The 26664-nt window shown below is 66.0% G+C and carries 38 protein-coding genes; all 38 read right to left on the reverse strand.

The genetic code is table 11. The features are described 5' to 3' along the window. Positions 1–100: 100 nt before the first annotated feature. A complete protein-coding gene (map, locus tag INP52_RS08645; protein ID WP_194370925.1) occupies positions 101–892 on the reverse strand; it encodes a type I methionyl aminopeptidase in 792 nt (263 codons plus the stop codon). Further along, positions 889–1515 (reverse strand): adenylate kinase, encoded by a 627-nt coding sequence (locus tag INP52_RS08650; protein ID WP_194372931.1) that lies wholly within the window; start codon positions 1513–1515, stop codon positions 889–891. The genes map and INP52_RS08650 overlap by 4 nt, the downstream gene beginning before the upstream one ends. Before the next feature lie 49 nt (positions 1516–1564). Beyond that, entirely contained in the window at positions 1565–2842 is a 1278-nt protein-coding gene (secY, locus tag INP52_RS08655; RefSeq protein WP_194370927.1) for a preprotein translocase subunit SecY, read from the reverse strand. Beyond that, entirely contained in the window at positions 2836–3285 is a 450-nt protein-coding gene (gene rplO, locus INP52_RS08660; RefSeq protein ID WP_194370929.1) for a 50S ribosomal protein L15, read from the reverse strand. The genes secY and rplO overlap by 7 nt, the downstream gene beginning before the upstream one ends. 9 nt (positions 3286–3294) lie before the next feature. Further along, positions 3295–3480, reverse strand: coding sequence for a 50S ribosomal protein L30 (gene rpmD, locus INP52_RS08665; protein WP_194370931.1), 186 nt, complete (start codon positions 3478–3480; stop codon positions 3295–3297). A 3-nt stretch (positions 3481–3483) separates the two neighbouring features. Then, positions 3484–4005, reverse strand: a complete 522-nt coding sequence (rpsE, locus tag INP52_RS08670; protein WP_194370933.1) for a 30S ribosomal protein S5 — start codon at positions 4003–4005, stop codon at positions 3484–3486. Between the two features lie 9 nt (positions 4006–4014). Next, on the reverse strand, positions 4015–4383 hold the full coding sequence (gene rplR, locus INP52_RS08675; RefSeq protein ID WP_194370935.1) for a 50S ribosomal protein L18: 369 nt from the start codon (positions 4381–4383) through the stop codon (positions 4015–4017). Positions 4384–4442: 59 nt separating this feature from the next. Next, positions 4443–4979 (reverse strand): 50S ribosomal protein L6, encoded by a 537-nt coding sequence (gene rplF, locus INP52_RS08680; RefSeq protein WP_194370937.1) that lies wholly within the window; start codon positions 4977–4979, stop codon positions 4443–4445. Between the two features lie 28 nt (positions 4980–5007). Then, on the reverse strand, positions 5008–5406 hold the full coding sequence (rpsH, locus tag INP52_RS08685; RefSeq protein WP_194370939.1) for a 30S ribosomal protein S8: 399 nt from the start codon (positions 5404–5406) through the stop codon (positions 5008–5010). A gap of 90 nt (positions 5407–5496) precedes the next feature. Further along, positions 5497–5682: a type Z 30S ribosomal protein S14 gene (locus tag INP52_RS08690; RefSeq protein ID WP_194370940.1), complete on the reverse strand. Its 186-nt coding sequence runs from the start codon at positions 5680–5682 to the stop codon at positions 5497–5499. Between the two features lie 68 nt (positions 5683–5750). Then, positions 5751–6308 carry a 50S ribosomal protein L5 gene (gene rplE, locus INP52_RS08695; RefSeq protein ID WP_194370941.1) on the reverse strand — a complete coding sequence of 186 codons (558 nt, stop codon included), beginning with the start codon at positions 6306–6308 and terminating at the stop codon, positions 5751–5753. A 540-nt stretch (positions 6309–6848) separates the two neighbouring features. After that, the gene (rplX, locus tag INP52_RS08700; RefSeq protein ID WP_408647673.1) at positions 6849–7166 is read right to left on the reverse strand and encodes a 50S ribosomal protein L24; all 318 of its coding nucleotides are present in this window, start codon (positions 7164–7166) and stop codon (positions 6849–6851) included. Between the two features lie 13 nt (positions 7167–7179). Next, on the reverse strand, positions 7180–7548 hold the full coding sequence (gene rplN / locus INP52_RS08705; RefSeq protein ID WP_194370942.1) for a 50S ribosomal protein L14: 369 nt from the start codon (positions 7546–7548) through the stop codon (positions 7180–7182). Between the two features lie 72 nt (positions 7549–7620). Further along, complete coding sequence (gene rpsQ, locus INP52_RS08710; protein WP_194370943.1) at positions 7621–7887, reverse strand: 30S ribosomal protein S17; 267 nt, start codon at positions 7885–7887, stop codon at positions 7621–7623. Positions 7888–7905: 18 nt separating this feature from the next. Next, complete coding sequence (gene rpmC / locus INP52_RS08715) at positions 7906–8121, reverse strand: 50S ribosomal protein L29 (RefSeq protein ID WP_194370944.1); 216 nt, start codon at positions 8119–8121, stop codon at positions 7906–7908. 3 nt (positions 8122–8124) lie between these two features. Next, the gene (gene rplP / locus INP52_RS08720; RefSeq protein WP_194370945.1) at positions 8125–8550 is read right to left on the reverse strand and encodes a 50S ribosomal protein L16; all 426 of its coding nucleotides are present in this window, start codon (positions 8548–8550) and stop codon (positions 8125–8127) included. Continuing rightward, positions 8550–9260, reverse strand: coding sequence for a 30S ribosomal protein S3 (gene rpsC / locus INP52_RS08725; RefSeq protein WP_194370946.1), 711 nt, complete (start codon positions 9258–9260; stop codon positions 8550–8552). The genes rplP and rpsC overlap by 1 nt, the downstream gene beginning before the upstream one ends. Before the next feature lie 7 nt (positions 9261–9267). Then, positions 9268–9633 carry a 50S ribosomal protein L22 gene (rplV, locus tag INP52_RS08730; protein WP_194370947.1) on the reverse strand — a complete coding sequence of 122 codons (366 nt, stop codon included), beginning with the start codon at positions 9631–9633 and terminating at the stop codon, positions 9268–9270. Between the two features lie 16 nt (positions 9634–9649). Further along, entirely contained in the window at positions 9650–9913 is a 264-nt protein-coding gene (rpsS, locus tag INP52_RS08735) for a 30S ribosomal protein S19 (RefSeq protein ID WP_194370949.1), read from the reverse strand. A gap of 30 nt (positions 9914–9943) precedes the next feature. Then, entirely contained in the window at positions 9944–10780 is an 837-nt protein-coding gene (gene rplB, locus INP52_RS08740) for a 50S ribosomal protein L2 (protein ID WP_194370951.1), read from the reverse strand. 143 nt (positions 10781–10923) lie between these two features. Next, the gene (rplW, locus tag INP52_RS08745) at positions 10924–11226 is read right to left on the reverse strand and encodes a 50S ribosomal protein L23 (protein ID WP_194370953.1); all 303 of its coding nucleotides are present in this window, start codon (positions 11224–11226) and stop codon (positions 10924–10926) included. Beyond that, positions 11226–11852, reverse strand: a complete 627-nt coding sequence (rplD, locus tag INP52_RS08750; protein ID WP_194370955.1) for a 50S ribosomal protein L4 — start codon at positions 11850–11852, stop codon at positions 11226–11228. The genes rplW and rplD overlap by 1 nt, the downstream gene beginning before the upstream one ends. Positions 11853–11889: 37 nt before the next feature. Continuing rightward, on the reverse strand, positions 11890–12510 hold the full coding sequence (gene rplC / locus INP52_RS08755; RefSeq protein WP_194370960.1) for a 50S ribosomal protein L3: 621 nt from the start codon (positions 12508–12510) through the stop codon (positions 11890–11892). A 450-nt stretch (positions 12511–12960) separates the two neighbouring features. Then, positions 12961–13269: a 30S ribosomal protein S10 gene (gene rpsJ, locus INP52_RS08760; protein WP_194370962.1), complete on the reverse strand. Its 309-nt coding sequence runs from the start codon at positions 13267–13269 to the stop codon at positions 12961–12963. Between the two features lie 42 nt (positions 13270–13311). Continuing rightward, positions 13312–15408 (reverse strand): elongation factor G, encoded by a 2097-nt coding sequence (fusA, locus tag INP52_RS08765; protein WP_194370964.1) that lies wholly within the window; start codon positions 15406–15408, stop codon positions 13312–13314. A gap of 26 nt (positions 15409–15434) precedes the next feature. Then, entirely contained in the window at positions 15435–15905 is a 471-nt protein-coding gene (gene rpsG / locus INP52_RS08770) for a 30S ribosomal protein S7 (protein ID WP_194370966.1), read from the reverse strand. A 46-nt stretch (positions 15906–15951) separates the two neighbouring features. Then, positions 15952–16323 (reverse strand): 30S ribosomal protein S12, encoded by a 372-nt coding sequence (rpsL, locus tag INP52_RS08775; RefSeq protein ID WP_194370968.1) that lies wholly within the window; start codon positions 16321–16323, stop codon positions 15952–15954. A 343-nt stretch (positions 16324–16666) separates the two neighbouring features. Further along, positions 16667–17500, reverse strand: a complete 834-nt coding sequence (locus INP52_RS08780) for a DegV family protein (protein WP_194370970.1) — start codon at positions 17498–17500, stop codon at positions 16667–16669. Then, complete coding sequence (gene accD / locus INP52_RS08785; protein ID WP_194370973.1) at positions 17485–19212, reverse strand: acetyl-CoA carboxylase, carboxyltransferase subunit beta; 1728 nt, start codon at positions 19210–19212, stop codon at positions 17485–17487. Before accD ends, INP52_RS08780 begins: the two co-directional genes overlap by 16 nt. Beyond that, a complete protein-coding gene (locus tag INP52_RS08790; RefSeq protein WP_194370975.1) occupies positions 19202–20542 on the reverse strand; it encodes an acetyl-CoA carboxylase biotin carboxylase subunit in 1341 nt (446 codons plus the stop codon). Before INP52_RS08790 ends, accD begins: the two co-directional genes overlap by 11 nt. Positions 20543–20546: 4 nt before the next feature. Further along, complete coding sequence (fabZ, locus tag INP52_RS08795; protein ID WP_194370977.1) at positions 20547–20975, reverse strand: 3-hydroxyacyl-ACP dehydratase FabZ; 429 nt, start codon at positions 20973–20975, stop codon at positions 20547–20549. Positions 20976–20984: 9 nt separating this feature from the next. Beyond that, entirely contained in the window at positions 20985–21461 is a 477-nt protein-coding gene (gene accB, locus INP52_RS08800) for an acetyl-CoA carboxylase biotin carboxyl carrier protein (RefSeq protein WP_194370979.1), read from the reverse strand. Between the two features lie 5 nt (positions 21462–21466). Beyond that, entirely contained in the window at positions 21467–22714 is a 1248-nt protein-coding gene (fabF, locus tag INP52_RS08805) for a beta-ketoacyl-ACP synthase II (RefSeq protein WP_194370981.1), read from the reverse strand. Between the two features lie 41 nt (positions 22715–22755). Continuing rightward, positions 22756–23526, reverse strand: a complete 771-nt coding sequence (fabG, locus tag INP52_RS08810) for a 3-oxoacyl-[acyl-carrier-protein] reductase (RefSeq protein ID WP_194370984.1) — start codon at positions 23524–23526, stop codon at positions 22756–22758. Continuing rightward, complete coding sequence (locus INP52_RS08815) at positions 23523–24467, reverse strand: ACP S-malonyltransferase (protein WP_194370986.1); 945 nt, start codon at positions 24465–24467, stop codon at positions 23523–23525. Before INP52_RS08815 ends, fabG begins: the two co-directional genes overlap by 4 nt. Beyond that, positions 24455–25399 (reverse strand): nitronate monooxygenase, encoded by a 945-nt coding sequence (locus tag INP52_RS08820; RefSeq protein WP_194370999.1) that lies wholly within the window; start codon positions 25397–25399, stop codon positions 24455–24457. The genes INP52_RS08815 and INP52_RS08820 overlap by 13 nt, the downstream gene beginning before the upstream one ends. Positions 25400–25401: 2 nt before the next feature. Then, entirely contained in the window at positions 25402–25638 is a 237-nt protein-coding gene (locus INP52_RS08825; protein ID WP_194371001.1) for a phosphopantetheine-binding protein, read from the reverse strand. 66 nt (positions 25639–25704) lie between these two features. Continuing rightward, positions 25705–26664: a beta-ketoacyl-ACP synthase III gene (locus INP52_RS08830; RefSeq protein ID WP_194371003.1), complete on the reverse strand. Its 960-nt coding sequence runs from the start codon at positions 26662–26664 to the stop codon at positions 25705–25707.

Consider the following 26664-nt stretch of genomic DNA (forward strand, 5'->3'; position numbering starts at 1 on the left):
TCCACCCTCTCCACACTGTGACAGCGACTGATAATCATACCTAAAACACACAACGGAATCCATGCTGCACCAGACAAACACAACACGTGCCGAGAAGGGCTTACTCCTCGACGCCGCCCTGCAGGGGACACCAGGGACCCTCGTCGTCGGCGGTCAGGATCACCGGACCGTCCTCGGTGATGGCGAGCGTGTTCTCGTAGTGGGCCGCCGGCAGGCCGTCCTCGGTCACGACGGTCCAGCCGTTGGCGAGCGCCACGCACTCATAGGTGCCAAGCGTAATCATGGGCTCGATGGCGATGACCATGCCCGCCTGAAGCTTGACACCGCGACCGCGCTTGCCGTAGTTGCGCACCTCGGGCTCCTCGTGCATTACGTGGCCCACGCCGTGGCCCACGTAGTCGCGCACCACGCCGTACCCGTTCGACTCGGCGAGCTCCTGAACGGCAGCACCAATGTCGCCCAGGTGGTTTCCCGGAACAGCCTCGTCGATGCCCGCCTTGAGACAGTCGCGCGTGCACTCACAGAGGGCCTGATAGGCCTCGGACGGCGTGCCCACGTAGAAGGTCCAGGCGTTGTCCCCCACCCATCCCCGGTAGGTGGCGCCCGTGTCGATGGAGACGATGTCGCCCTCCTGCAGAACCGTCAGAGGAGACGGAATGCCGTGGACGATCTGCTCGTTGACGGACGAGCAGATGCTCGCCGGAAAGCCGCCGTATCCCTTGAAGGTGGGAATGGCACCGTGGAGGCGGATGAGGCCCTCCACGACCTGGTCGATCTCCTTGGTGGTGACGCCTGGCTTAACAAGCGTCCCCGCGCGACGAAGGGCCGCCTTGGACAATGCCCCAGCGGCCTTCATCTGCTCGATCTCTGCAGGCGACTTAATGTTGATCATAGACCCAGGAGTGCCTTGACGTCGGCATACACCTCGTCGACCGGACGGTCTCCCTTGACCTCCTTGAGAATTGAATGCCCCTTGTAGTACTCGACGAGCGGTGCCGTCTGCGTCTGGTAGACGTCAAGGCGCTGCTGGATCGTCTCGGGCTTATCGTCATCGCGCTGGTACATCTGACCTGAGCAGCGCGGGCACACGTCCACGCCCGCGGGTGCCGTGTAGCCGCAGTCGCGGCAGGTGCGACGCGAGCTCAGGCGCTCAATGATCACGTCCGGCTCCACGTCCACGAGCAAGGCTGCGTCAAGCGTGCGACCCATGTCGGCAAGCTCGGAGTCAAGTACGACCGCCTGCGACGTGTTGCGAGGGAAGCCGTCGAGGATAAAGCCCTCCTGCGCGTCATCGGCAGCCAGGCGCTCCTTGACGAGGTCGATGACGAGTGCGTCGGGAACGAGCTTGCCAGAATCCATATAGCCCTTGGCGCGCGCGCCGAGCTTCGAGCCATCCTTGATGGCCGCGCGCAAGAGGTCACCCGTGGAGATGTGGGCAAAGCCAAACTCGGCCACGAGCTTTTGGGCCTGCGTGCCCTTACCGGCACCCGGCGCGCCAAGGAGAACAATGTTCATGATGATGCCGCCTGCCTTTCCCTCGCCTTGCCTGTCTGCCACGAGGGGCCTACTTGAAGAACCCCTCGTAATTGTGCATCTTGAGCTGGCTTTCGATGGATGAGAGCGTATCCATGGCAACGCCGACCATGATGAGGACCGAGGTGCCGCCAAAGGCCTGGATGAGCGAGTTGCCCGTGAACCAGAAGATGATCGTGGGCACGACGGCCAGGACGGCCATGAACAGGGCACCTGGAAGCGTGACGTGATCAATCGTGCTCTTGATGTAGGCCGCGGTGGCAGCTCCCGGACGGACGCCGGGGATGAAGCCACCCTGCTTGCGCAGCTGGTCGGCAGTCTCCGTGGGGTTGAAGACCATCGAGGAGTAGAAGTACGCAAAGGCAACGATGAGCACCACGGAAAGCACCCAGTTGACCCAGCCGGCCGAAAGGGCGTTGGCCACGACCTGAACCCAGCCCACGGTGGGGAAGAAGACGGCGAGCTGCACCGGCAGATACAAAATTGCCGAGGCGAAGATGATGGGCACGACGCCCGCCGTGTTCACCTTGATGGGAAGGTAGGTCGACTGGCCGCCCATCATCTTGCGGCCCACGACCCGCTTGGCGTACTGGACCGGGATGCGCCTCTGGCCGCGCTCCACGTAGACGATGATCGGGATGATCGCGACAATGATCGCAAGCGTGACCAGCGTGAGGGCCACGTTGCCCGTGCTGGTGACCGACGAGATGAGCGAGGTGGGCAGGCCCGACATGATGTTCGCAAAGATGATGAGCGACATGCCGTTGCCCACGCCGCGCTGCGTGATGACCTCGCCGAGCCACATGATGACCACGGCGCCCACGAGCATGGTGAAGACCACGATGACGTTCTCGAGCATCGCGGGGATGCCCATGTTCGAGAAGCTCACGCCGTAGCTCTTGAAGAGGAAGAGGTAGCCAATGGCGTTGAGAAGGGCAAGCCCGATCGTGAGGTAGCGCGTGTACTGCGTTACCTTGCGCTGACCGGCCTCGCCCTCCTTGGCAAGCTCGCCGAGGGACGGAATGACGACCTGCAGAAGCTGCAGAATGATCTGCGCCGTGATGTAGGGCATGATTCCCAGGCTAAAAACGGACATGCGGGAAAGCGCGCCACCTGAGAACAGGTTGAGCACGGCCATCGCACCACCCGAGGAGAGCCCCGCCTGATAGGCGGAGAGCATGTCCTTGAACGGAGCGCCCGGGACGGGCAGATAGGCACCAAAGCGGTACAGCAGGAGGATTCCCGCCGTCAGCAGGAGCTTCTGCCTCAGTTCCGGAACGCGAAACGCGTTGGCGATTCCCTTTAGCACGCCTGCTCGACCTTTCCTCCGGCCGCCTCGATCTTAGCCTTGGCCGAGGCGGAGACCTTATCCACCTTGATGGTGAGCTTCTTGGTGAGCTCGCCGTCCCCGAGGACCTTCACGGGGACGTACGCGTGCTTGATGACGCCCTTGGCGACCAGGCTGTCGGAGTCGACGGTGTCACCGTCGGCGAACAGCGTGTCGAGACGAGCGACGTTCACCGGGGCGTACTCCACGCGATTGTGGTTGGTGAAGCCGGGGAGCTTGGGCAGACGCATCGCAAGCGGCTGCTGGCCACCCTCGAAGCCCGACCCCTTGCCGCCGCCGGCACGGGAGAGCTGGCCCTTGGTACCTCGGCCAGCCGTGGTGCCCTGGCCAGCCGAGTTGCCGCGACCGACGCGCTTGCGGTTCTTGCGCGAGCCCTCCGCGGGACGCAGATCATTGAGCTGCATGAATAACTCCTAGTTCTCTTCCACGTCGACAAGGTGCTTGACCTTGAAGATCATTCCACGGATGCTCGGATTGTCGGGCTGCTCGACGACGTCACCGATCTTGCGCAGACCAAGGGCTCGGCAGGTGGCCGTCTGGTCCTTCTTGACAGAGGCGACCGCGCTGTGAACGAGCGTGATCTTGAGGGACTGAGCCATCTTCTAGTTCTCCTTCCCCGTGAACATCTCGCTGACGGTGAGGCCACGGCGCTCGGCGGTCTCCTCGGGGCTGGACAGCTCCTTGAGGCCCGCAGCGGCGGCCTTGATGATGTTCATGGCGTTATTGGTGCCAAGAGACTTGGAGAGCACGTTGGTGATGCCAGCGAGCTCGAAGAGCGGACGCACGGGGCCGCCAGCGATGACGCCGGTACCCTCGATGGCCGGCTTGATGAGCACATGGCCGGCACCGTAGTGGCCCTCGACGGTGTGGGGCACGGTGCCGTGCTCGGTGACGGGCACCTTGAACATGTTCTTCTTTGCGTCCTCGACGCCCTTGGAAATAGCCAGGGGCACCTCAGCGGACTTGCCCATGCCCAGGCCGACGTTACCCTTGCCGTCACCGACGACGACAAGCGCGACGAGAGACATGCGACGGCCGCCCTTGACGGTCTTGGAGACGCGGTGGATGTAGACGACGCGCTCCTGAAGGTCCGTGTCCTGCTGGCGCTTACGATCTCGTGCCATTGAATCCTCCTAGAACTTCAGGCCCGCGTTGCGGGCACCGTCTGCCAGAGCCTTGACGCGACCGTGATAGATGCGACCGCCGCGGTCAAAGGTGACCGTGGTGACGCCCTTCTCGACGGCGCGCTTTCCAACGAGGTCGCCCACAAACGCAGCGGCCTCCTTGTTGGAACCACGCTTGCCCATGGAACGGAACTCCGCGTCGAGGGTCGAGGCAGAGCAGATGGTCCTGCCGTCGGCGTCGTCGATGACCTGAGCGTAGATGTGAGCGTTGCTGCGGTGCACGCTGAGGCGCGGGCGCTCAGCGGTGCCGAAGATCTTGGCGCGGACGCGGCGCTCGCGGCGCTTGAGACCGGCCTTCTTCGCCTTCTGCTTGTTCATTCCTTCTCCTTAGACGTGCCGTCACCTGACGGGGTGACGGTCTTCTACCTGAGCTGAGGCTACTTGGCAGCCTTGCCGAGCTTCCTGCGGATGTGCTCGCCCGCATAATGGATGCCCTTGCCCTTGTACGGCTCGGGCGGACGCTTCATGCGAATCTCGGCGGCGACTTGGCCGACCTGCTCCTTGGAAATGCCCTTCACCGTGATGTGGGTGTTGTCGGGCACCTCGAACGAGATGTCATGGGGGGCGGCGTAGATGACGGGGTGCGAGTAACCAAGGGAGAGATCGAGGTCCTTGCCCTTGAGCGCCGCGCGATAGCCGACGCCGGCGAGCTCGAGCTTCTTCTCGAAGCCCTCGGACACGCCGACGACCATGTTGTGGACCAGAGTGCGGGTGAGCCCCTGCTGCGCGTTGGAGCCAGTGGAGTCGTCGACGCGGCTCACGATGAGCTCGTCGCCCTCCTTCTTGATCTGAACGAGGTCCGAGAAGGTGCGAGAGAGCTCGCCCCTGCCGCCCTTGACGCTAACGCGTGCACCCTCGATGGTCACAGTGACTCCGGCGGGAACCTGAACGGGCATCTTACCAATACGAGACACGGTAGTCTCCTTTCATTCCTGCCGAGAGTTACCAGACGTAGGCGATGACCTCGCCGCCAACGCCCAGCTTGCGAGCGTCGCGGTCGCACATCATGCCCTTGGAAGTAGAGATAACGGCGGTGCCGAGACCCCCGAGAACGCGCGGGAGCTTGTCCGCGGTGGAGTAGATACGCAGTCCCGGCTTGGAAATGCGGCGAATGCCGCGAATGATCTTAGCGTGGCGCGTGCCGTACTTGAGGGTGATGTGCAGCGTCTTCTGCGGGATCGTGTCCTCGACCTCGTAGCTGGCGATGTAGCCCTCCTCACAGATAACGCGGGCAATCTCCACCAGCACCTTGGTCGAGGGCATGGAAACCTCGGCCTTGTTGGCGGAGTTCGCGTTGCGTACGCGCGTCAGCATGTCAGAAATGGGATCAGTAATCTTCATGGATCCGTCTCCTTCGTTAAAGATGAACCTGCGTGCCTGGTTCGCCCGCACCCGTGGCGCAGACGCCTAGGCGCCAGAGCCCTTTGCGTCCTACCAGCTTGCCTTGCGGACGCCAGGAAGCTCGCCCTTGCTCGCAAGCTCGCGGAAGCACACGCGGCACAGGCCGAACTTGCGATACACGGAGTGGGGACGCCCACACCGCTGGCAGCGGTTCTGCTTGCGTGACGAGTACTTCGGCTCGCGCGATGCCTTGACGATCATCGATGTCTTAGCCACAAATCCTCCTTCTTAGTACCTCTCGGCAGCTCCGGCGAGGCCGGAGCGACCTTTACGAAAATTTAGTCCTACTCTGCCTTGAACGGGAAGCGGAAGGCGGAGAGAAGCGCCTTGCCCTCCTCGTTGGTCGGAGCGGTGGTCACGATAGTGATGTCCATACCGCGGGTGCGATCGGCCTTGTCGTAGTCGATCTCCGGGAAGATGAGCTGCTCGGTGACGCCCATGGAGAAGTTCCCACGACCGTCGAAGCTCTTGGGGGAGACGCCGCGGAAGTCGCGGATGCGCGGGATGGCGACGCCGATCAGGCGGTCGAGAAACTCCCACATGCGGTCGCCGCGCAGGGTCACCTTGGCGCCGATGGGCATGCCCGCCCGCAGGCGGAAGGTAGCAATGGACTTGCGAGCGTGGGTGATGAGGGGCTGCTGGCCGGTAATAACCCGCAGATCCTCGACGGCACCATCGATGGCCTTGGAATCCGTGGCCGCCTCGCCGACGCCCATGTTCACCACGATCTTCTCGATCTTGGGAATCTGGTTGACGTTCTTGTAGCCGAACTGCTTCTGGAGCTCGTCACGAACCGTGGCGAAGTACTGCTCCTTCAGACGTGGGACGTACGTGTCTGCCATGTTGTCTCCTTCGTTCATGGGGTTCTCAGCACGGGGTTCCAACCTCGTGCCTCCTGACCTTGGCGGAGCCAGGAGCCATCTGCGCCGAGACAGAACACTCCCTATCTACGGACACAGTCGTTTATGGTATGCCTTCTCCACAAAAAAGGCTACTGTGACGGAACCGCCACACAACCCCCACGCCGAGACCCTTTTTTGGTTTGGGTTTCGCAGCCCACGACTGTGGAGGGCATCCTAGGTTCCTGGCAGCAACGACCTAGGGTTTCTCTCCCCCTTTCGCACCACGCCGAACCCAAACCCCTCTATGGGTTTGGGTTCGGTAGTCTGTGACGTACGGCTCTCTGAACCGAGAAACTCCAGATAACGAAAACTCGAATCCCTCAGCGCCCTCAGGAGTCAGCATTTCCCGAACCCAAACCCGAAGGGCGATCTGAGACGATCTCCTGGAGCGCGGCGACATGTGCGCGGTACGCCTTCTTCCTCAAAGCAAAGGCCCCCGTCGCTTGACGGGGGCCTTGAAACGACACGTAAACCGTGCTCCTAAAGCTCGGCGCCACTCTTCTTGGAGACGCGCACCTTGGTGCCGTCCTCCTTGACCTTGAAGCCGACGCGCGTAGGGGCATCGGTGGAGGGGTCGATCAGCGCGACGTTGGAGACGTCGATGGCCGCCTCCTTCTCGATGATGCCGCCCTGCTGGTTGGTGGCGGTCGGACGCAGGGCCTTCTTGACCACCGCGACGCCCTCGACAACAACCTTGCCCTCCGCGGGGATGGCGCGCAGCACCGTGCCACGCTTGCCCTTGTCCTTGCCGGAGAGGACCTGGACGGTGTCGCCCGTCTTGATCTTGATCTTAGACATTCGTCCTCACTCCCTAGAGCGTCTCAGGCGCAAGCGAGACGATCTTCATGTACTTGTGGTCGCGGAGCTCACGAGCGACGGGCCCAAAGATACGGGTTCCCTTGGGCTCACCCTCCTTGTCGACCAAGACGCAGGCGTTCTGGTCGAACTTGATGTAGCTTCCGTCCTTGCGACGGGTCTCCTTGACGGTGCGCACGATGACGCAGCGAACGATGTCGCCCTTCTTAACCGACCCACCGGGGGTGGCCTCCTGCACGGCGCCGACGACAACGTCGGCCAGGCCGGCGTAACGACGCTTGGAGCCACCGAGAACCTTGACGCACTTCACGCGTCGAGCGCCGCTGTTATCAGCGACGTTGAGCATGGTCTCCATCTGAATCATGGCGTTCCTCCGAACGTGTGCCCGCCCAGAGGTGCGCCCCCCAGGGGCACACGTAGGCAGTCGCTAATACTTTTACTTGGCGCGCTCGACGATCTCCGTGACACGCCAGCACTTGGTCTTGGAGATGGGGCGGGTTTCCATAACTGTGACGACGTCGCCCACGCTGCACTCGTTCTTCTCGTCGTGGCAGTGGAGCTTCTTGGAGACGGTCATCATCTTGCCGTACTTGGGGTGGTGCTTGCGGTAGTCGATCTTCACCGTGACGGACTTGTCGCCGGAGATGGAGACAACAGTCCCGGTGCGGACCTTACGCGCGTTCCTGGTTTCGGTCTCAGCCATAGCTTATTCTCCTGCGCTCTAGTTCTCCGCAGCGGACTTGTCCGCTGCGATCTGACGAGCGCGCTGCTCGGTGAGGGCGCGCGCAATGTCCTTCTTGACGGCCTTGACGCGAGACGTGTTGTCCAACTGGCTCGTGGCCATCTGGAAGCGGAGGTTGAACAGCTCGGCGCGGCCCTCCTCCACCTTCTTGGAAAGCTCGTCATCGCTCAGAGCCTTGATCTCGGTGTACTTCATTACCTATTCCTCCCCGTCCTGCTCGGTGCGGGTGACGATCTTGGTCTTGATGGGCAGCTTGTGCTGGGCGAGGCGCAGGGCCTCCTTGGCGACGTCATCTGTGACCTCACCGATCTCGAACATGATGCGGCCCGGCTTGACAACGGCCACCCACTCCTCGGGGTTACCCTTGCCCTTGCCCATGCGGGTCTCGGCGGGCTTGTGCGTGACGGGCTTGTCCGGGAAGATCGTAATCCAAACCTTGCCGCCACGCTTCATCTCGCGGGTCATGGCGATACGAGCGGCCTCGATCTGACGGTTGGTGATCCAGTGACGCTCGAGAGCCACGAGACCATAGGTACCAAAGTGCAGCTCGGTGTTGCCCTTTGCCTGGCCCTTCATGGAGCCACGCTGGACCTTGCGGTGGAGCACACGCTTAGGTGCAAGCATTAGCGGCCCCTCCTCTCATTGCGACCGCGGCGAGGACGCGAGGACCCCTCAAGCGCCGGCTTGGGCGTGGGCTGACCGGGAAGCTTCTCGCCGAGGTAAATCCAAACCTTGATGCCACAGGCGCCCATGGTGGTGCGGGCGGTAGCCTGACCGTAGTCGATCACGGCACGCAGGGTGTGCAGGGGCACGCGGCCCTCGCGGTACCACTCGCGACGGCCCATCTCGGCACCGTTCAGGCGGCCGGAGCACTGGATGCGGATGCCCTTGGCACCGGCCTTGCGGGCGGACTGGACCGCCTTGCGCATGGCGCGACGGAAGGCGACGCGCTGCTCGAGCTGCTCGCCGATAGACTGCGCGACGAGGTTGGCGTCGAGCTCGGGGCGCTTGACCTCGATGACGTCAACGCTGACCTGGCCCTTGCCGACCTTGGCGACCTTCTCCAGGTCGGAGCGCAGGACGTCGATGTCGGCGCCCTTCTTGCCGATCACGATGCCCGGGCGGGCCGTGTAGATCGTGACCTTGACCTTGTCGCCGGCGCGCTCGATGTCCACGCGGGACAGGGCGGCCTTCTCGAGGCGCTTGGTGAGGTAGGCACGAATGGAAAGATCATTGCCGAGATTCTCGGCATAGTCCTTATCGGCGTACCAGCGGGAACGCCACTCCTCGGTGATGCCGAGACGAAAGCCCGTAGGCTGAACCTTGTGACCCATGCTTTCCCTACGCCTCCTTTCGAGGAGCAACGACGACGGTGATGTGGCTCATGCGCTTGTTGATGCGCGACGCGGAGCCCTTGGCGCGGGGACGGACGCGCTTGAGCGTGGGGCCCTCGTCGACGTAGGCGAGCTTGACGATAAGATCGTCGCCGCGCAGGTGGTTGTTGTTCTCCGCATTGGCAATCGCGGAGCGCAGGACCTTGGCAACGTCCTCGGAGGCAGCGCGCGTCGAGAACTGAAGGACCTCGAGCGCCTTTGCGACGGGGAGGTTGCGGATCAGAGAGATGACGGCACGGGCCTTGCGAGGAGCGATGCGCACGTACTTGGCGGTTGCGCGCACCTCGATGGTGTCGGTGGTGTTCTGAGGCATCTGTTTTCCCTACCCCCTAGTTATTAACCTTGTGCCCGCGGAAGGTGCGGGTCGGGGCGAACTCGCCCAGCTTGTGACCGACCATGGACTCGGTGATGTACACGGGCACGTGCTTGCGGCCGTCGTGGACGGCGATCGTGTGGCCGACCATCTCGGGGAAGATGGTCGAGGAGCGCGACCAGGTCTTGACGACCTCCTTCTTGCCGGCCTCGTTCTGAGCGGCGACACGCGCGAGGAGGCGAGTCTCCACGAACGGGCCCTTCTTGAGACTTCTGCTCATGCTTTCTATCTCCTACTACTCGTGTTCCGGCTACTTGGACTTGCGGCGACGAATGATGAGGCGGTTGCTGGCCTTCTTCGGGTCGCGGGTCTTGTAACCCTTCGTCGGCTTGCCCCACGGGGTGACGGACGGACGACCGGAGGTATGGTTCTTACCCTCGCCGCCGCCGTGCGGGTGATCGACCGGGTTCATGACGGTGCCACGGACGGTCGGACGCACGCCAGCCCAGCGGCTACGCCCAGCCTTGCCGACGACCACGTTGGAGTGGTCCGCGTTGCCGACCTCGCCGATCGTAGCGCGGCAGGTGATGAGGACGCGGCGCAGCTCGGAGGAGGGCATGCGCAGGACGGCGTAGCCGGAGTCCTTGCCCATGAGCTGCACGGAGGTGCCGGCGGCACGGGCCATGGCCGCACCCTTGCCGGGCTGGAACTCGACGGCGTGGACAAGCGTGCCGATGGGAATCTCGGAGAGGGGCATGCAGTTGCCCGGCTTGATGTCGACGTCTGAGGTGCCGGAGACGACGGTGTCGCCCACCTTGAGCCCCTCAGGGCACAGAATGTAGGCCTTGGCGCCGTTGGCATAGTGCAGAAGCGCGATGCGAGCGGAGCGGTTGGGATCGTACTCGATCGTGGCGACCTTGGCCGGCACGTCATCCATACGGCGTTTGAAGTCGATGCGACGATACTGACGCTTGTGGCCGCCACCCTGGTGACGGGTCGTGATGCGGCCGTTGTTGTTGCGGCCGGCCTGCTTGGGCAGGGGCTCGAGAAGTGACTTCTCGGGCTCGGTGCAGGTGATGTCGGAGAAGTCCGAGATCGTCTGAAAACGCCTGCCTGCGCTCGTAGGCTTGAGGTGCTTGACTGCCATTGACTCTTTCCCTTCTTCTTCCGTTTGCCACCCGCTCAGGGATTGGTGGGCGACGCCGGATTACCACGGTACCGCGCGTATCCATGCTGCGCGGCATGAAAACCCGACCTCCCCTTTGGGGGAGGTGCGGGCGAAGTGCTGAGCTACTCAGCAGCCTGCTGGCTGCCAAAGACCTCGATCGAGTCGCCCTCGGCGAGGGTGACGACGGCCTTCTTCCAGGAACGCGTGGTACCAGGAATCTGGTAGCGGACGCGCTTCTTCTTGCCGGAGACGTTCATGGTGTTGACCTTGACCACGTGCACGTTGAAGAGCTTCTCGACGGCGGCGGCGATCTCCTCCTTGGGAGCGGTCTTGGCCACCTCGAAGGTGTACTTGCCCTTCTCCATGAGATCAAACGAACGCTCGGAGACGATCGGGCGCATGATCACGTTGTAGGCGGAGTTCATTATGCGAGCACCTCCTCAAGCTTCTTGGCGACGTCGGTGGCCATGACGAGGGCACCGTTGTCGATGAGGGTGCGCGCGGACGCCTCGGAGACGCCAATCACGCTGACCTTCTGGGCATTGCGAAACGACAAATAGGTGTTGATGTCGTCGTCGGGGACCACGACGGTGACGCGCTTGTCGGCCAGGCCCAGCGAGCCGAGAAGCGCCACGGCCTGCTTGGTCGAGGGCCTGTCGAACGCGAGGGCGTCGACAAGCACGAGCTCGTTATCAGCGAGCTTGCCGGAGAGCACAGAGCGCATGGCCAGCTTGACCATCTTGTTGTTGACGCGCTTGGCGTGGCTGCGCGGGGTGGGCCCGAAGATCACGCCGCCGCCGACCCACTGGCCGGCACGGATGGAGCCCTGGCGAGCGCGACCAGTGCCCTTCTGACGATAGGGCTTGGCGCCGCCGCCGGAGACCTCATGGCGGTTCTTGGTGGAGTGGGTGCCCTGACGCGCGGAGGCGTCCTGGCAGACCACGACCTGATGAATGACGGGGATGTTCGGCTCGATGCCGAAAACGTCAGAGGAGAGGTCGGCCTCGCCGACCTGGGCCCCTTCGGCGTTCTTAATTGCGTACTTGGACATTCTGTCCTCCTTGGTAGCCTAAGAGTTTTCCTGGCACTTAGGCCATGCGGATTTGGACGAGGGCATTCTTGCCGCCGGGGACAGCGCCCTTGATGAGCATGAGGTTCTGCTCGGCATCGACGCGAACGAGCTTGAGATTCTTGACCGTGACGCGATCATCGCCCATGTGCCCGTACATGTGCAGGCCCTTGCGGACGCGAGCGGGGTAGGCGCACTGGCCAATGGAGCCGGGGCGGCGCTGGTTGCGCGAGCCGTGGGCCTTGGGGCCAATGGAGAAGTTCCAGCGCTTGACGGTGCCCTGGAAGCCCTTGCCCTTGGAGGTGCCGATGACGTCAATGGAGATGCCCTCGGAGAAGTCAGCGACCGACACGACGTCACCGGTGTGGTGCTCCTCGCCGTCGTCCACGCGAACCTCGCGCAAATAGCGCATGGGCTCGACGCCGGCGACCTTGAAGTGTCCAGCCATGGGCTTGTTGACGTGCTTGGCGGAGATGTCTCCAAAGCCGATCTGAACGGCGTCGTAGCCGTCGGTCGCCTTCGTCTTAACCTGCGAGACAGTGCAGGGGCCAGCCTGGATGACAGTGACGGGCACGACGTTGTCGTTCTCGTCCCAGATCTGCGTCATTCCGAGCTTGCGGCCAAGAATCGTATTGACCATGCTCTTTCCTAACCTTCGGTGGTCATGGGACCAGCGGGGCACCCTTTGCCCCTCCCCAGCGGACCACGTCCTCTTTGTCACGCAGCAAAAGGACACACCTCTCTCCTCTTTTTGCGCAGCCTGTCTAGTTTACACACGTGCCTCGGTCTCCACAAGGTCTACGCAGAAATTTTGATAGCGCTGAGCTGCGCCTTGACGCGCCACGCTCTCGGGCGTCTCCTGCGGGACGCGCGGAGCGAGCGTTCACGAATTGCGAAGTGGGACACGTGGCGAGGGGTTTACGCATGCCACGGCGGAAATTCTTGCGCAAGGAGGCTCCCGGCGTGCCACGGGTCGCGATTTCTGAGCATGCCGAGAAACGCAAGCGCGGACAACAGCAAAAAGCCCCTCGCTCCCGGCGCGCGCGGCGCAGAAAGGAGGGACCAAAGAGTACGAACGCAGGAGCTCGGACTAGAGCTTGAGCTCGATGTCCACGCCGGCCGGCAGGTCGAGGCGCATGAGCGAGTCGACCGTCGAGGACGAGGGGTCGAGGATGTCGATGAGGCGCTTGTGGGTGCGCATCTCGAACTCCTCGCGGGAGTCCTTGTCCTTGTGCGGGGAGCGGATGACCGTGTAGAGGTTGCGCTCGGTGGGCAGGGGAATGGGGCCGGACACGCGGGCGCCGGTCTTCTGCGCGGTGTCCACGATGAGCTTCGCGGACTGGTCGACGACCTCGTGGTCGTAGCCCTTGAGGCGAATCCTGATCTTCTGAGTTGACACGTTAGGTACCTCCATCAATGAGCAGGGCTCGTTGGTCGTTAACTAAGAAGCGCTTCCACCGTTCTTGGCGATGATCTCGTCGCGGACGGCCTTCGGCACCGGCTCGTAGGAATCGAACTGCATGGTGTAGCTCGCGCGACCCTGGGTCTGGGAGCGAAGGTCGGTGGCGTAGCCAAACATCTCGCCCAGGGGCACCTTGGCGCGGATGACCTTGGTGTCGCGGCGATCCTCCATGCCCTCGATCTTGCCACGGCGACCTGAGAGGTTGCCCATGACGTCGCCCATGTACTGCTCGGGCGTCTCGACCTCGACCTGCTCGACGGGCTCGAGAAGAACGGGGTTGGACTTCTTGAGGGCGTCCTTAATCGCCATGGAGCCGGCGATCTTGAAGGCGGCCTCGGAGGAGTCGACCTCGTGATAGGAGCCGTCGATGAGCTTGACCTTGATGTCAACGACCGGGTAGCCGGCGATGACGCCGCTCTGAATCGCCTCGCGGATGCCCTTGTCGATGGAGGGGATGTACTCCTTGGGGATGACGCCGCCGACGATGGCGTTCTCGAACTCGTAGCCGGCGCCCTCCTCATTGGGCTCCATGTCGATGACCGCGTGGCCGTACTGGCCGCGGCCGCCGGACTGGCGGATGAACTTACCCTCGGCGTGGGAGACGGCCTTGCCGGCGGTCTCGCGATAGGCGACCTGAGGCTTGCCCACGTTGCAGTCGACCTTGAACTCGCGGCGCAGGCGGTCGACGATGATCTCCAGGTGCAGCTCGCCCATGCCGGCGATGATGGTCTGGCCGGTCTCGTGGTCGGTGTGGACCTGGAAGGTCGGATCCTCCTCGGCGAGCTTGGCCAGGCCCACGGACATCTTGTCCTGCTCGGCCTTGGTCTTGGGCTCGACGGCGACGTCAATGACTGGGTCGGCAAACTGGATGGCCTCGAGCACGATCGGGTGCTTCTCGTCGCAGAGGGTATCGCCCGTGGTGGTGTTCTTGAGGCCGACGCAGGCGACGATGTCACCGGCGGAGCACTCCTCGCGGTCGACGCGGTCGTTGGCGTTCATCTCGAGGATGCGACCCAGACGCTCACGGTTGTCCTTGACGGCGTTGTAGACGTAGGAGCCGGCCTCGGCCTGGCCCGAGTACACGCGGATGTAGGTGAGCTTGCCCACGTACGGGTCGGTCATAATCTTGAAGGCCAGGGCGCTGAAGGGCTCCTTGGGGTCGGCGTGGCGAACCTCTTCCTCGCCCTTGAGGTTCTTGCCGTCGATCTCGGTCACGTCGAGCGGACTGGGGAGGTAGTCCACGACGGCGTCGAGAAGCTCCTGGATGCCCTTGTTCTTGTAGGCGGAGCCCACGAAGACGGGGTTGAGCTCACCGGCGATGACGCCCTTGCGGATGGCGTCCTTGAGCAGCTCGACGGGAACCTCTCCCTCCTCGAGCACTGCCTCCATGAGCTCGTCGGAGAAGTTGGAGGCTGCGTCGAGCAGCTCCTCGCGCCTCTCCGCGGCCACCTCGGCGAACTCGTCGGGGATGGCCTCCAGGGGCTCGGGGTAGATCATGCCCTTGGCGTCTTCCTTGAAGTCCCAGGCGGTCATGGTGACCAGGTCGATGAGGCCCCAGAAGTTGCTCTCGGCGCCCATGGGGACCTGGGCGGCCACCGCGTTGGCGGACAGGCGGTCCTTCATGGTCTCGATGGCGTGGAAGAAGTCGGCGCCCACGCGGTCGTACTTGTTGATAAAGGCGACGCGCGGCACGTTGTACTTGGTGGCCTGGCGCCAGACGGTCTCGGACTGCGGCTGGACGCCGGCCACGGCGTCGAAGACGGCGACGGCACCGTCGAGGACGCGCAGGCAGCGCTCGACCTCGGCCGTGAAGTCAACGTGACCCGGGGTGTCGATAATCTGGATGACGTGGTCCTTCCAGAAGCACGTGGTGGCCGCCGACGTGATGGTCACGCCGCGCTCCTGCTCCTGGACCATCCAGTCCATGGTGGCGGCACCGTCGTGGACCTCGCCGATCTTGTGGGTCTTGCCCGTGTAGTACAGGATGCGCTCGGTGGTCGTGGTCTTGCCCGCGTCGATGTGGGCCATGATGCCAATGTTGCGCAGGTCCTCAAGCTTGTACTTAACCTTTGCCATAAATAGCTTCTCCTCGGTTCTGCGAACTAGAAGCGGTAGTGAGAGAACGCGCGGTTGGCCTCTGCCATCTTGAAGAGGTCCTCGCGACGCTTGACAGAGGCACCCACGCCGTTGGAGGCGTCGAGGATCTCGTTGGCCAGACGCTCGGCCATGGTCTTCTCCTTGCGGGCGCGCGAGAAGGTGACCATCCAGCGAATGGCGAGGGTGGTGGCGCGACGGGAGTTGACCTCCATGGGCACCTGGTAGGTGGCACCACCGACGCGCTTGGGCTTGACCTCGAGAGTCGGGCGGATGTTGTCCATAGCCTTCTTGAAGATGGTCAGCGCGTCCTCGCCGGACTTCTCGGCGACGATGTCAAAGGCACCGTAGACGATGCGCTCGGCGGTGGCCTTCTTGCCATCGAGGAGGACCTTGTTGATGAGCTGGGTCACGAGACGGTTGTTGTAGACGGCGTCAGGCTGGACCTCACGACGCACTGCTGCTGCACGACGCGGCATGTTGTATCTCCTCAGAACTCGTTTTGTGCTTTCAGGGGGGCGAGAACTACTTGGCGCGCTTGGCGCCGTAGCGAGAACGCGCCTTCTGGCGGTTCTGGACGGAGGCGCAGTCATAGGCACCGCGGACGATCTTGTAGCGGACACCGGGGAGGTCACGGACGCGGCCGCCGCGGATGAGGACGATGGAGTGCTCCTGCAGGTTGTGGCCCTCACCAGGGATGTAGGCCGTGACCTCGATGCCGTTGACAAGACGGACACGGGCGACTTTGCGCAGGGCCGAGTTCGGCTTCTTGGGCGTGGTGGTGAAGACGCGGGTGCAGACGCCGCGCTTCTGGGGGTTGTGCTGAAGAGCTGCGTTCTTGGACTTGGCCTTGGTGCTCACACGGCCGTTGCGAACGAGCTGATTGATAGTAGGCAAAGTTCTCTCCTTCATATACCTATCGACGTGCTGTTCTCTTAAGTCAAGGGCTGAGCAGCACCTCCGCCCCGGATTGACGCGACGATGAACTTTACGCTGGGACGCAACTGTTGTCAACACGCCACGCATCCGGGCGTATCTATCTCCATAGTTGGCCCCACGACGCACCCAACCGAGGCTTCTTCTGGGGCCAGGCCCGTCAGCCTGCGTCGCGACAAAGCGTTGGCACGCGGGTCTAGAAAGCCGACTACGCCCAACCGGTCCCTCCGGGCCCCCTTTGGCCCTGAGAAGCACGATTGGGCGTGGTCGGAAAAGTACCCCGCGGAGGACGGGGCCGCCCGGCCTACTCCCAGGAAAGGCCCACGGCACCAAGGCCAAGGTGCTTGGCGAGCACGGGGCCGCCGTCCTTGACGCGAACCGGGGCGTGCGGGAAGCGCTCGTGCACGGCAACGAGCAGCTGCTGGGCCTCCACGCCGCGCTCCCCGAAGTGAGAGATCACGAAGCTGTGGGCGCCATCACCCGCAAGCCGCACCAGCGCCGTGCCCATGCCGTGCGCGCCGCGCCCGTAGCCCGCCTCGACGATGCCACCCTCCTCGAGCAGCATGACCGGATAGCGGTTGAGCTTGGTCGCCACGGAGCGCCCGAAGGCCCCCAAGCGGCCGCTGCGATGCAGCGCGCGCAGGTCAGGCACGCTGAAGGCTATACAGCGGGCGCGGCGCTCCCGCTCGAGGTCACGCACGATCTCATCGAGCGAGACTCCCTGGTCCGCCCTCAGGCGCGCGCGACGGACCATGAACTCAAGGGCACCGGCGGTGAGCCATGAGTCGACCACGCAAATCTGGGGGCCGTCCTCGTACTGGGCGCGCAGGGTGCGCGCGGCCTGCTCGGCGCTTCTGAAGGTGCCCGACAGGCGCGAGGAGATCGTAAGGCACACGACATCGTCTCCCGCCTCGAGGTGGGGGCGAAGAGCGCGCCTGAAGGCGGAGGGCCGCACGGCCTCCGACGTGACGAGGTGGCTCCTCCAGAAGAGATCCGCGTAGTCGCCGGTCTCCCCCACGAAGCCCTCGGCGTGGCGCACGCCGTCGGCGACGTAGGACATGGGAACGATGTCGACGCCAAGCTCACGTGCCTCGTCGCGCGTGAGGCCGCAGGTCGAGTCTGTCACGAGCGCGAGCATAGGCGATCTCCCCCCATCGCGCGGAGCCGCTCGTAGCGACGCTCCACGAGCTCCTGGGGGTCAAGACCCGCCAGGTCATCGAGGCAGCGGTCGATCTCGCGGAAGAGGTCGTGGGCGACCTCTGCTGCGGAGAGGCCCCCGTCGGGGACGATTGCGTCCACGAGGGCGAGTTCCTTGAGGTCGGGGGCCGTGAGGCGCAGGGCACGAGCCGCCTCGGGGGCCCGGCCCGCCTTTTTCCACAGAATCGTGGCGCAGGCCTCGGGGCTCACGACGGAGTACGCTGCGCTCCCGAGCATGAGCACCCGGTCGGCCACGGCGAGCGCGAGCGCGCCGCCGCTGCCTCCCTCGCCCACGATCGCGCTTACCACGGGCACACGCAGCCCCGACAGGGCCACGAGGTTGGCGGCGATGGCCTCGCCCTGGCCGCGCTGCTCGGCCTCGACGCCGCAGTAGGCCCCCGAGGTGTCCACGAGGCAGACCACGGGCCGGCCAAAGCGCTCCGCCTCGTGCATGAGGCGCAGCGCCTTGCGGTAGCCCTCCGGGTGAGCCATGCCAAAGTTGCGTCGCACGCGCTCCTTGGTGGAGCGGCCGCGCTCAAGCGCGATCACGGTGAGGACGCGGCCGGCTCTCCAGCCGATGCCCGCCACGACCGCGGCGTCATCGCCGTACAGGCGGTCGCCGTGCAGCTCGACGAAGCCGTCGAGGGAGCGCTCGAGAAGCTCGAGGGACGTGGGGCGATCGGTGGAGCGCGTCATCTTGACGATGTCGTAGGCGTCCGTCGCAGCCTCGCGCGCGCTGCGGCGGCGCTCGCGGCGGCGAGAGGGCTCCTCGCGTCCGAGCGCGTGGGGGGCATCGGTCCCCGGGACCACCCCCGCATGCAGCCTAAGCAGCTCGGCGAGAACAGCCGTGAGGTCCTGGCGCTCCACGATGAGATCACAGAAGCCATGCTCGAGCAGGTACTCCGAGCGCTGGAAGCCCGAGGGCAGGCGCTTGTGCGTGGTCTGCTCTATCACGCGCGGGCCGGCGAAGGCCACGAGGGCCCCCGGCTCGGCAAGGATGGCGTTGGCCTCCATGGCAAAGCTCGCGGTCACCCCGCCCGTGGTGGGGTCCGTGAGCACGACGAGGTAGGCGAGGCCCGCCTCGCGGTGGCGGCGCACGGCCGCGGAGACCTTGGCCATCTGCATGAGCGAGGTCGCGCCCTCCTGCATGCGCGCGCCGCCGGAGACGGTAAAGCCCACGACGGGCAGGCCGAGCTCGCAGGCACGCTCGAAGACGCGACAGACCTTCTCGCCCACGACCGAGCCCATGGACCCCATCATGAAGTCTGCGTCCATGAAGAACAGGGCGCAGGTCTGGCCCCCCACGAGGCCGCGCCCGCAGACGACGGCGTCGTTCTCGCCGGTCTTCTCGCGTGCCTGGTCGAGCTTTTGGGCGTAGCCCGGAAAGCCCAGGAAGTCCGTGGCGGCCAGCTCGGCGTCCCACTCCTCGAAGCTTCCCGCGTCGCAGGTCATCTCCATGCGACGGCGGCCCGAGACGCGCAGGTGATGGCCGCAGCGCGGGCACACGTCCAGATGGGCGCGCAGGTCGTCCTCGTCAATGATGCGCTTGCAGCCGGGGCACTTCACAAAGAGGTGGCGCTGCGGGAGCTCGACGGGTACGTCGGTGACGGGGCCCTCGAGCTCGTTGACGCTCTTGTCTCTCCTACGACTCATAGAGGTGCTCCATCAGGTTGGTGTGGTAGGCGCCCGCGACGAAGCGGGGGTTGGACAGGATGTCGAGCTGAAGCTCGCTATTCTCCTGCACCCCCTCGATCACGAGCTCGCCCAGGGCCGAGCGCATCTTGCGGATGGCCTCCTCACGCGTGGGCGAGCAGACGACGAGCTTGCCTAGGAGCGAGTCGTAGTAGGGCGGCACGACGACCCCCTGATAGAGGGCCGAGTCGAAGCGCGTCCAGGGGCCGTTGGGCACGTGCAGCATCGTGACCTCGCCGCAGGAGGGCAGAAAATCCGGCGTCTCGGCGTTGATGCGGCACTCGATGGCGTGGTTCGCTATGCGCACGTCGTCCTGCGAGAAGGGCAGGGGGCGTCCGGCTGCCACGCGCAGCTGCCACTTGACGAGGTCGATCCCGCTCACGAACTCCGTGACGGGATGCTCCACCTGCAGACGCGTGTTCATCTCCATGAAGTAGAAGCGCCCGTCGTCGGAGTAGAGGAACTCGATCGTGCCCACGCCCACGTAGCCCACCGCGCGGGCCAGGTCGCGGGCGGCGGTGGCCATGCGCTCGCGCACGTCGTCGTGACCGTCCAGGCAGGGTGCCGGGCTTTCCTCGAGGAGCTTCTGGTTGCGCCGTTGCGCGGAGCACTCGCGCTCGCCGAGCGAGACCACGTTGCCCTGGGAGTCGGCGATGACCTGCACCTCAACGTGATGGGCGGGCGAGACGAACTTCTCCAGGTAGCACTCGCCGTCCCCAAAGGCCGCAGCCGCCTCCGCGCGGGCCTCGTTGAAGGCTGCGACGGCCGCCTCGGGGGCGTCGACCCGACGGATGCCGCGCCCGCCGCCGCCCGAGCGTGCCTTGATGAGCACGGGGCACCCGATGCGCGCGGCCTCGGCCGTGGCTTGGTCGGGGCCGGAGAGCAAATCGCAGCCGGGGACCACGGCTACGCCCGCCTCGCGCGCGCACCTGCGGGCCGCGTCCTTGTCGCCCATGCGCTCGATGACCTCGGGAGACGGGCCCACGAAGACGAGGCCGCACCGGCCACACTCGCGCGCGAAGCCCGCGTTCTCCGAGAAGAACCCGTAGCCGGGATGGACGGCCTTGGCGCCGGACTCGACCGCGCACGTGAGGATTGCGTCCTCGTTCAGATAGCTTTCCTGGGGGCGCGGTCCCCCGATGCAGTACGCCTCGTCGGCGAGGGCCACGTGCAGGGCCTCGGCGTCGGCGGTCGAGAAGACCGCGACGGTCTTGACGCCCATCTCCTTGCAGGCGCGAATCACGCGCACGGCGACCTCGCCGCGGTTGGCTATGAGGATCTTGTCGAACATCGCCTCAGCGCCCCTCTTCGGCCACGAGCGCAAACGACATCTGCGCCACGCAGCACAGCTCGTCGCCCACGCGCGCCTCGCCCGAGGCAAAGCGGAAGGGGCCACGTGCGCGCGTGAGCCGGCAGGTGAGCTCCACGACGTCGCCGGGGTGCACCGGGTGCTTGAAGCGAACCTTGTCGAGGCTCGTGTAGTAGGGCGTCGCCCCGCGTGCGGCGGGGTCGGAGGCCATAAGCACGCAGCAGTTCTGGGCCAGCATCTCGCAGAGCATGACGCCGGGCACCACGGGGTTACCCGGGAAGTGGCCCTGAACGAAGAACTCGTCACCCGTAATGGCAAGGCGTCCGCGTGCCTCGTCGCCCACCACCTCGGACTCGTCGAGCAGAAGCATCGGCGCGCGGTGAGGAAGCAGCCCCTCCAGCTCAGAACGGTTCATGGGCACCTCCTAGTAGAGCTTCATGAGGCAGCAGCCGTACTCGACGAGCTGCCCGTCCTTGACGCAGATGTCCACGACCTCGCCGTCGGCCTCCGCGGTGACCTCGTTCATGACCTTCATGGCCTCGATGACGCAGAGCGTCTCGCCCTTCTTCACCTGAGAGCCCACGTGCACGAAGGGCTCCGAGCCCACCGAGGGCGACGCGTAGAACACCCCGACCATGGGCGCGCTCACCACGGTGGCACGCGTCAGGTCGAGCGGGTCGTCGTCGGACGGCGCGGGGACGTCGGCGGCTGACGGGGCAGGCGCGGGCGCGGCAGGGATCACGGGAGCGGACGGGACCGGCTGCGCGAGCGGCGGGGCGGCCACGACGGCACGCTCGCGCTCGAGCTCGACGACGGTACCGTCCGCTTCCTCGACGCGCACGCGGACGAGCCCGCGCTCCTCCATGACGGCGGCCATCTCAGATATCTTGCGCGTATCCATGCGCCTTACCTTTCCCTATAGGCGCGCAGCGCGAGCGCCGCGTTGTGTCCTCCAAAGCCGAGGCTGGTCGAGAGGGCCCACGTGAGCTCGCAGCGCACGGCCTCGTTGGGCGTGTAGTCGAGGTCGCAGGCGGGGTCGGGGGTGGCGTAGCCGATGGTCGGCGGCACGACGCCCTCCTCGAGGGCGCGAGCGCAGACCAGGACCTCCACCGCACCGGTCGCGCCAATCATGTGCCCCGTCATGGACTTGGTGGACGAGACGTGCGCGGCGCGGGCGGCCTTCTCGCCCAGGGCGCGCTTGAGGCCGAGGGTCTCAGAGGCGTCGTTGAGCTTGGTCGAGGTACCGTGGGCGTTGACGTAGAGCCCCTCGTCAGGACGGACGCCGCCCTCCTCCACGGCCAGGCGAATCGCGCGGGCGATGCCGGCGGCCTCGGGGTCGGGGCTCGTAACGTGGTAGGCGTCGGCCGTGTTGCCGTAGCCCACGACCTCGGCGTAGACGTGCGCGCCGCGAGCGCGGGCGTGCTCCAGATCCTCGAGCACGAGGATGCAGGCACCCTCCCCCATGACGAAGCCGTCGCGCCCGGCGTCGAAGGGGCGGCACGCGGTCGCGGGGTCGGGGTTGGTGCTGAGCGCCCGGCAGCTCGTGAAACCCGCGATGGACTCGGGGATAATCGCGGCCTCGGAGCCGCCGGCCAGGATCGCGTCGGCATAGCCGCCCTTGATCGCTCGGAAGGCCTCGCCCACCGCATGGGCCGAGGTGGCGCAGGCGCTCACCACGGGCAGGGTGGGCCCCAGGGCCCGATGGCGGATGGAGACGCTGCCGGCGGCCATGTTCGAGATCATCATGGGGATCATGAACGGCGAGGCCCTCCGGGGGCCGCGCTCGGCGATGGTGTGGACGTTGTCGACGAGGGTCGTCATGCCACCGGTGCCCGAGCCCACGTAGACGCCCAGCCGCTCGTGGTCGATCGCGTCCGCGGCGTCCAATCCGGAGTCGGCCATGGCCTCGTCCGAGGCGACGAGGACGTACTGCACGAACAGGTCCTCGTGAGCCGCCTCGACCTTGCCGAGAAGCCCCGCGCCGTCGAAGCCCTTGACCTCAGCGGCCACGCTGACCTTGAACCCCATGGTGTCAAAGCGCGTCAGGGGGCCTATGCCGCTGACGCCAGCCACCAGAGACGCCCAGGTCTCTTGCGCGGTGTTGCCCACGGGGGTGACGGTGCCCATGCCGGTGATCGCGACCCTGTGTTCCATCTCATGCTCCCAACCGCCCGCGAGTCGCCCCGCGGGCCTTGCTACATGTCCATGCCGCCGTCGACGCGGATGACCTCTCCGGTGACGTAGGAGGCCCGCTCGCTCACGAGAAAGCGAACGAGCGCGGCGATTTCATCGGGACGCGCCATGCGCCCGAGGGGAATCTGCGCGTCGTAGGACGCGCGCACCTCCTCAGAGAGGACGGCCGTCATGTCGGTCTGGACAAAGCCGGGCGCCACGGCGTTCACGGTGACGCCGCGCGGCGCGAGCTCGCGCGCCACGGACTTGGTGAGGCCGAGGAGACCCGCCTTGGAGGCGGCGTAGTTGGCCTGGCCCGCGTTGCCCATGAGCCCCACGACCGAGCTCACGCTTACGATGCGGCCGGCGCGCTGGCGCATGAGGGGGCGCGCGACGGCGCGCATCATGTGGAAGGCCCCCGTCAGGTTCACGTCGAGCACGCGCGAGAAATCCTCGTCTGACATGCGCACGACGAGGCCGTCTCGCGTGATGCCCGCGTTGTTGACGAGCGCCCAGATGCTGCCGAAGTCGGCGAGGACCTCCTCCGCGCAGGCCCTGGTCGCGGAAGCGTCGGACACGTCGCAGCGGTAGGCGCGCGCCGTGGCCCCGGCGCGGCGCACAGCCTCGAGCGCCTCCTCGGCGGCCTCCGCGTTGCCCGCGAAGACCAGGGCGACGTCCATGCCGTCGGCGGCCAGGCCCTCCGCGATCGCGCGCCCGATGCCACGCGAGGCGCCGGTGACAAGCGCAACCCTGCGCTCGGCGTCGCGCTCGAGCGCCCCGGTCCTCTCGGTCATGACCGCTCCCCTCCGCTCGCGAAGAGCTCCGCCAGCACGGCCTCGAGCTGGTGCGCGTCCTCACAGGGAAGCGCCGTGGCGCCGGGCAGCGTGCGTCGCACGAGCCCCGTTAGGGTCGCGCCGGGGCCCACCTCCACGAAGGTGTCCACGCCGCGCGCGCGGCAGAGCTCCAGCGTGCGCACCCATTGGACGGGACGGGCCACCTGACGCGCGAGAAGGCGCGCGCGGGCGCCGGCGTCGTCCGGGTAGGGCTCGGCGGTCGCGTTGGCGATGACCTCCACGCGCGGGGCGCCCGGCGCGTGGCCCTGGGCAAGGTAGGCGGCGAGCCCCTCGGAGGCCTCCTGCATGAGGGGGCTGTGGAAGGCCCCCGAGACGGCGAGGCGCATCGAGCGGCCGCGCGCGGCGCGCACGAGCTCGTCGAGGCGCGCCAGGGCGTCCGGCAGGCCCGCGACGACGGTCTGCCGCGGGCTGTTGTAGTTCACGGGCCAGGCGTCGCCCGCCTGGGCGGCCAGGCGCTCGACCTCGGAGGCCCCGAGCTTGAGCACGGCGCGCATCTGCCCGGGGCGCCTCTGGGAGGCGTCATCCATGAGACGGGCGCGCCGACACGCGAGCGAGAAGCCCTCCTCGTCCGAGAAGGCTCCGGCGAAGGTGAGGGCGGCGACCTCGCCGAGCGAGAACCCGGCCAGGAGGTCGGGTTGCACGCCGTGCGCAGCGAGCGCGCGGGCGCAGGCGAGATCAGCCGCGAAGACGCACGGCTGGGTGTTGACGGTCTGCGCGAGCTGCTCCGCGGTGCCGGAGAGGCACTGCGCGCTCGTGCCGGGGCGCACGGCGTCGGCCATCTCGAAGACGGCGCGGGCAGCGGGCTCGCCTGCGACGAGGTCCGCGCACATGCCCGGGTGCTGGGCTCCCTGACCCGCGAAGAGAAGGGCTAGCTTACCCATGCGCCCGCCCCTTGGAGCACCAGCTCGGCACCGTTCACGAGGTCGTCCACGATCTCGCGGGCGCTCTGACGCTCGCGGACCATGCCGGCAATCTGGCCGCAGAGGAAGGACCCGTGCTCGTAGTCGCCCTCCTTAGCCGCCCGCCTGAGCGCGCCGGTGCCCAGGCCCTCGAGCTCGTGGGCCGAGACGCCAGAGGCCTCGAGGCGCGCGTACTCGTTGGAGAGCGGCGTCTTGAGGCAGCGCACCGGATGGCCGAGGCTGCGGCCCGTGGCCACCGTCGAGATGTCCTTGGCCGCGAGCACGCGCTCCTTGTACTCCTCGGAGACCGTGCACTCATCGGCCACCAGAAAGCGCGTTCCCACCTGGACGCCCACGGCCCCCAGCATGAGGGCGGCCGCGAAGCCGCGCCCGTCGGCGATGCCGCCCGCCGCGACGACGGGGATGCTCACCGCATCCACGACCTGCGGGATGAGCGCCATCGTGCTCGTCTCGCCAATGTGGCCGCCCGACTCAGTGCCCTCGGCCACCACGGCCGTGGCACCGGAGCGCTCCATGAGCCGCGCGAGGCCCACCGAGGCCACGACGGGGATGACCTTGATGTGCGCGGCCCGCCACGCCTTCAGGTACTGGGCGGGGTTGCCCGCACCCGTCACCACGACGGGCACCTGTTCGTCGATGACGACCTGGGCCACCTCGGCGGCGAACGGGCTCATGAGCATGACGTTCACGCCAAAGGGCCTGTCGGTGCGCACGCGAAGCTCGTGGATCTGCGCGCGCAGCCAGGCCGCGTCGGCGTTCATGGCGGCGATGATGCCCAGTCCTCCGGCCTCGGACACGGCGGCGGCCAGGCTCGCATCCGCAATCCAGGCCATGCCACCCTGAAAGACCGGCTTCTCGATGCCCAAGACGTCGCAGAGAGGGGTGCGCAGCATGGCTACTTCCCCAGGAGGGAGTCGACGAGCTCGACGCAGGCACCGATCGTGGTGGGATTGGACTCGGCGTCTATCTCCACGTTGAACTCGTCCTCGCATGCCATGACCACCTCGACGGTGGCCAGGCTGTCCAGGCCCACGTCGGAGAGCTTGGTCTTGGGGGTGAGCCTGACGTCGTCAAGACCGCCCTGCTCGCGAACGATTGCACAAATGCGGTCGAAGGTGCCCTGCTCTGCCATGGTCTTTCTCCTTCTTCAACGCCCCGCGGGGCGCGCCAATGGGTGTGGGTGGTTCTGCGCGGAGGGCTAACCCCAGCGCATGAGACATGCGCCGGTGTCGAGCCCGGCGCCAAAGCCGACAAGGGCCACGAGGTCGCCGGCGTGAAGCTCTCCGGCGCGGGCGAGGCGATCAAGGGCGAGGGGAATACACGCGCTCGAGACGTTGCCCGTCTGGGCGAGGGTGTGGGCGACGCGCTCGTCGCCAATGCCCAGACGGGAGACGGCCGCCGCTATGATGCGCTCGTTCGCCTGATGAAAGATGAAGCGGTCGACCTGGTCAATCGAGACGCCCGCGTCCTCGCACAGGTCCGCGACGGACGAGCAGATGGTAGCGACGCCGAACTTGAAGATGTGACGGCCCTCCATGCGCAGGGTGCTCGAGCGACGCTCGGTCTGGTCGAAGGGCGACGTGCCCGCAAGGCCCGGCACGTGAAGCGCCTCCGCGCAGGGCTCGGTCGCGAGGCGCAGGGCGAGCGGGTTGGATTCTCCGTCCGCGAGCACGGCCGCTGCGGCACCGTCGCCGAACAACACGCAGGTGGAGCGGTCCGACCAGTCCATGAGGCGACTCATCTTCTCGGCGGCCACGACCAGGACCCGACGGGCACGGCCGCGCGCGAACCAGCCGTCGGCCACGTCGAGCGCAAAGACGAAGCCCGCGCACGCCGCCGACACGTCAAAGGCCGGGCAGGTGGTCCCCAGGGACTGCGCGATCACGCAGGCCTGGGCGGGCATGAGGTGGTCCGCGCTCGTGGTGGAGCAGACGATGAGGTCGAGCTCCTCGGGGGACACGCCCGCGACCTCGAGGGCCGCGAAGCTCGCGTCACGAGCGAGGTCGTCCAGGGTCTCCGTCGTGCAGAGGCGACGGCTCGCGATGCCCGTGCGCGGACGAATCCATGCGTCCGACGTGTCGAGAAACGCCGAGAGCTCGTCGTTGGACACCGCGCGCTCCGGCAGGGCGGAGCCCGTCCCCAGAATCCTGAAGCCCAT

The organism is Thermophilibacter immobilis (assembly GCF_015277515.1).
Classification (GTDB): Bacteria; Actinomycetota; Coriobacteriia; order Coriobacteriales; family Atopobiaceae; genus Thermophilibacter; species Thermophilibacter immobilis.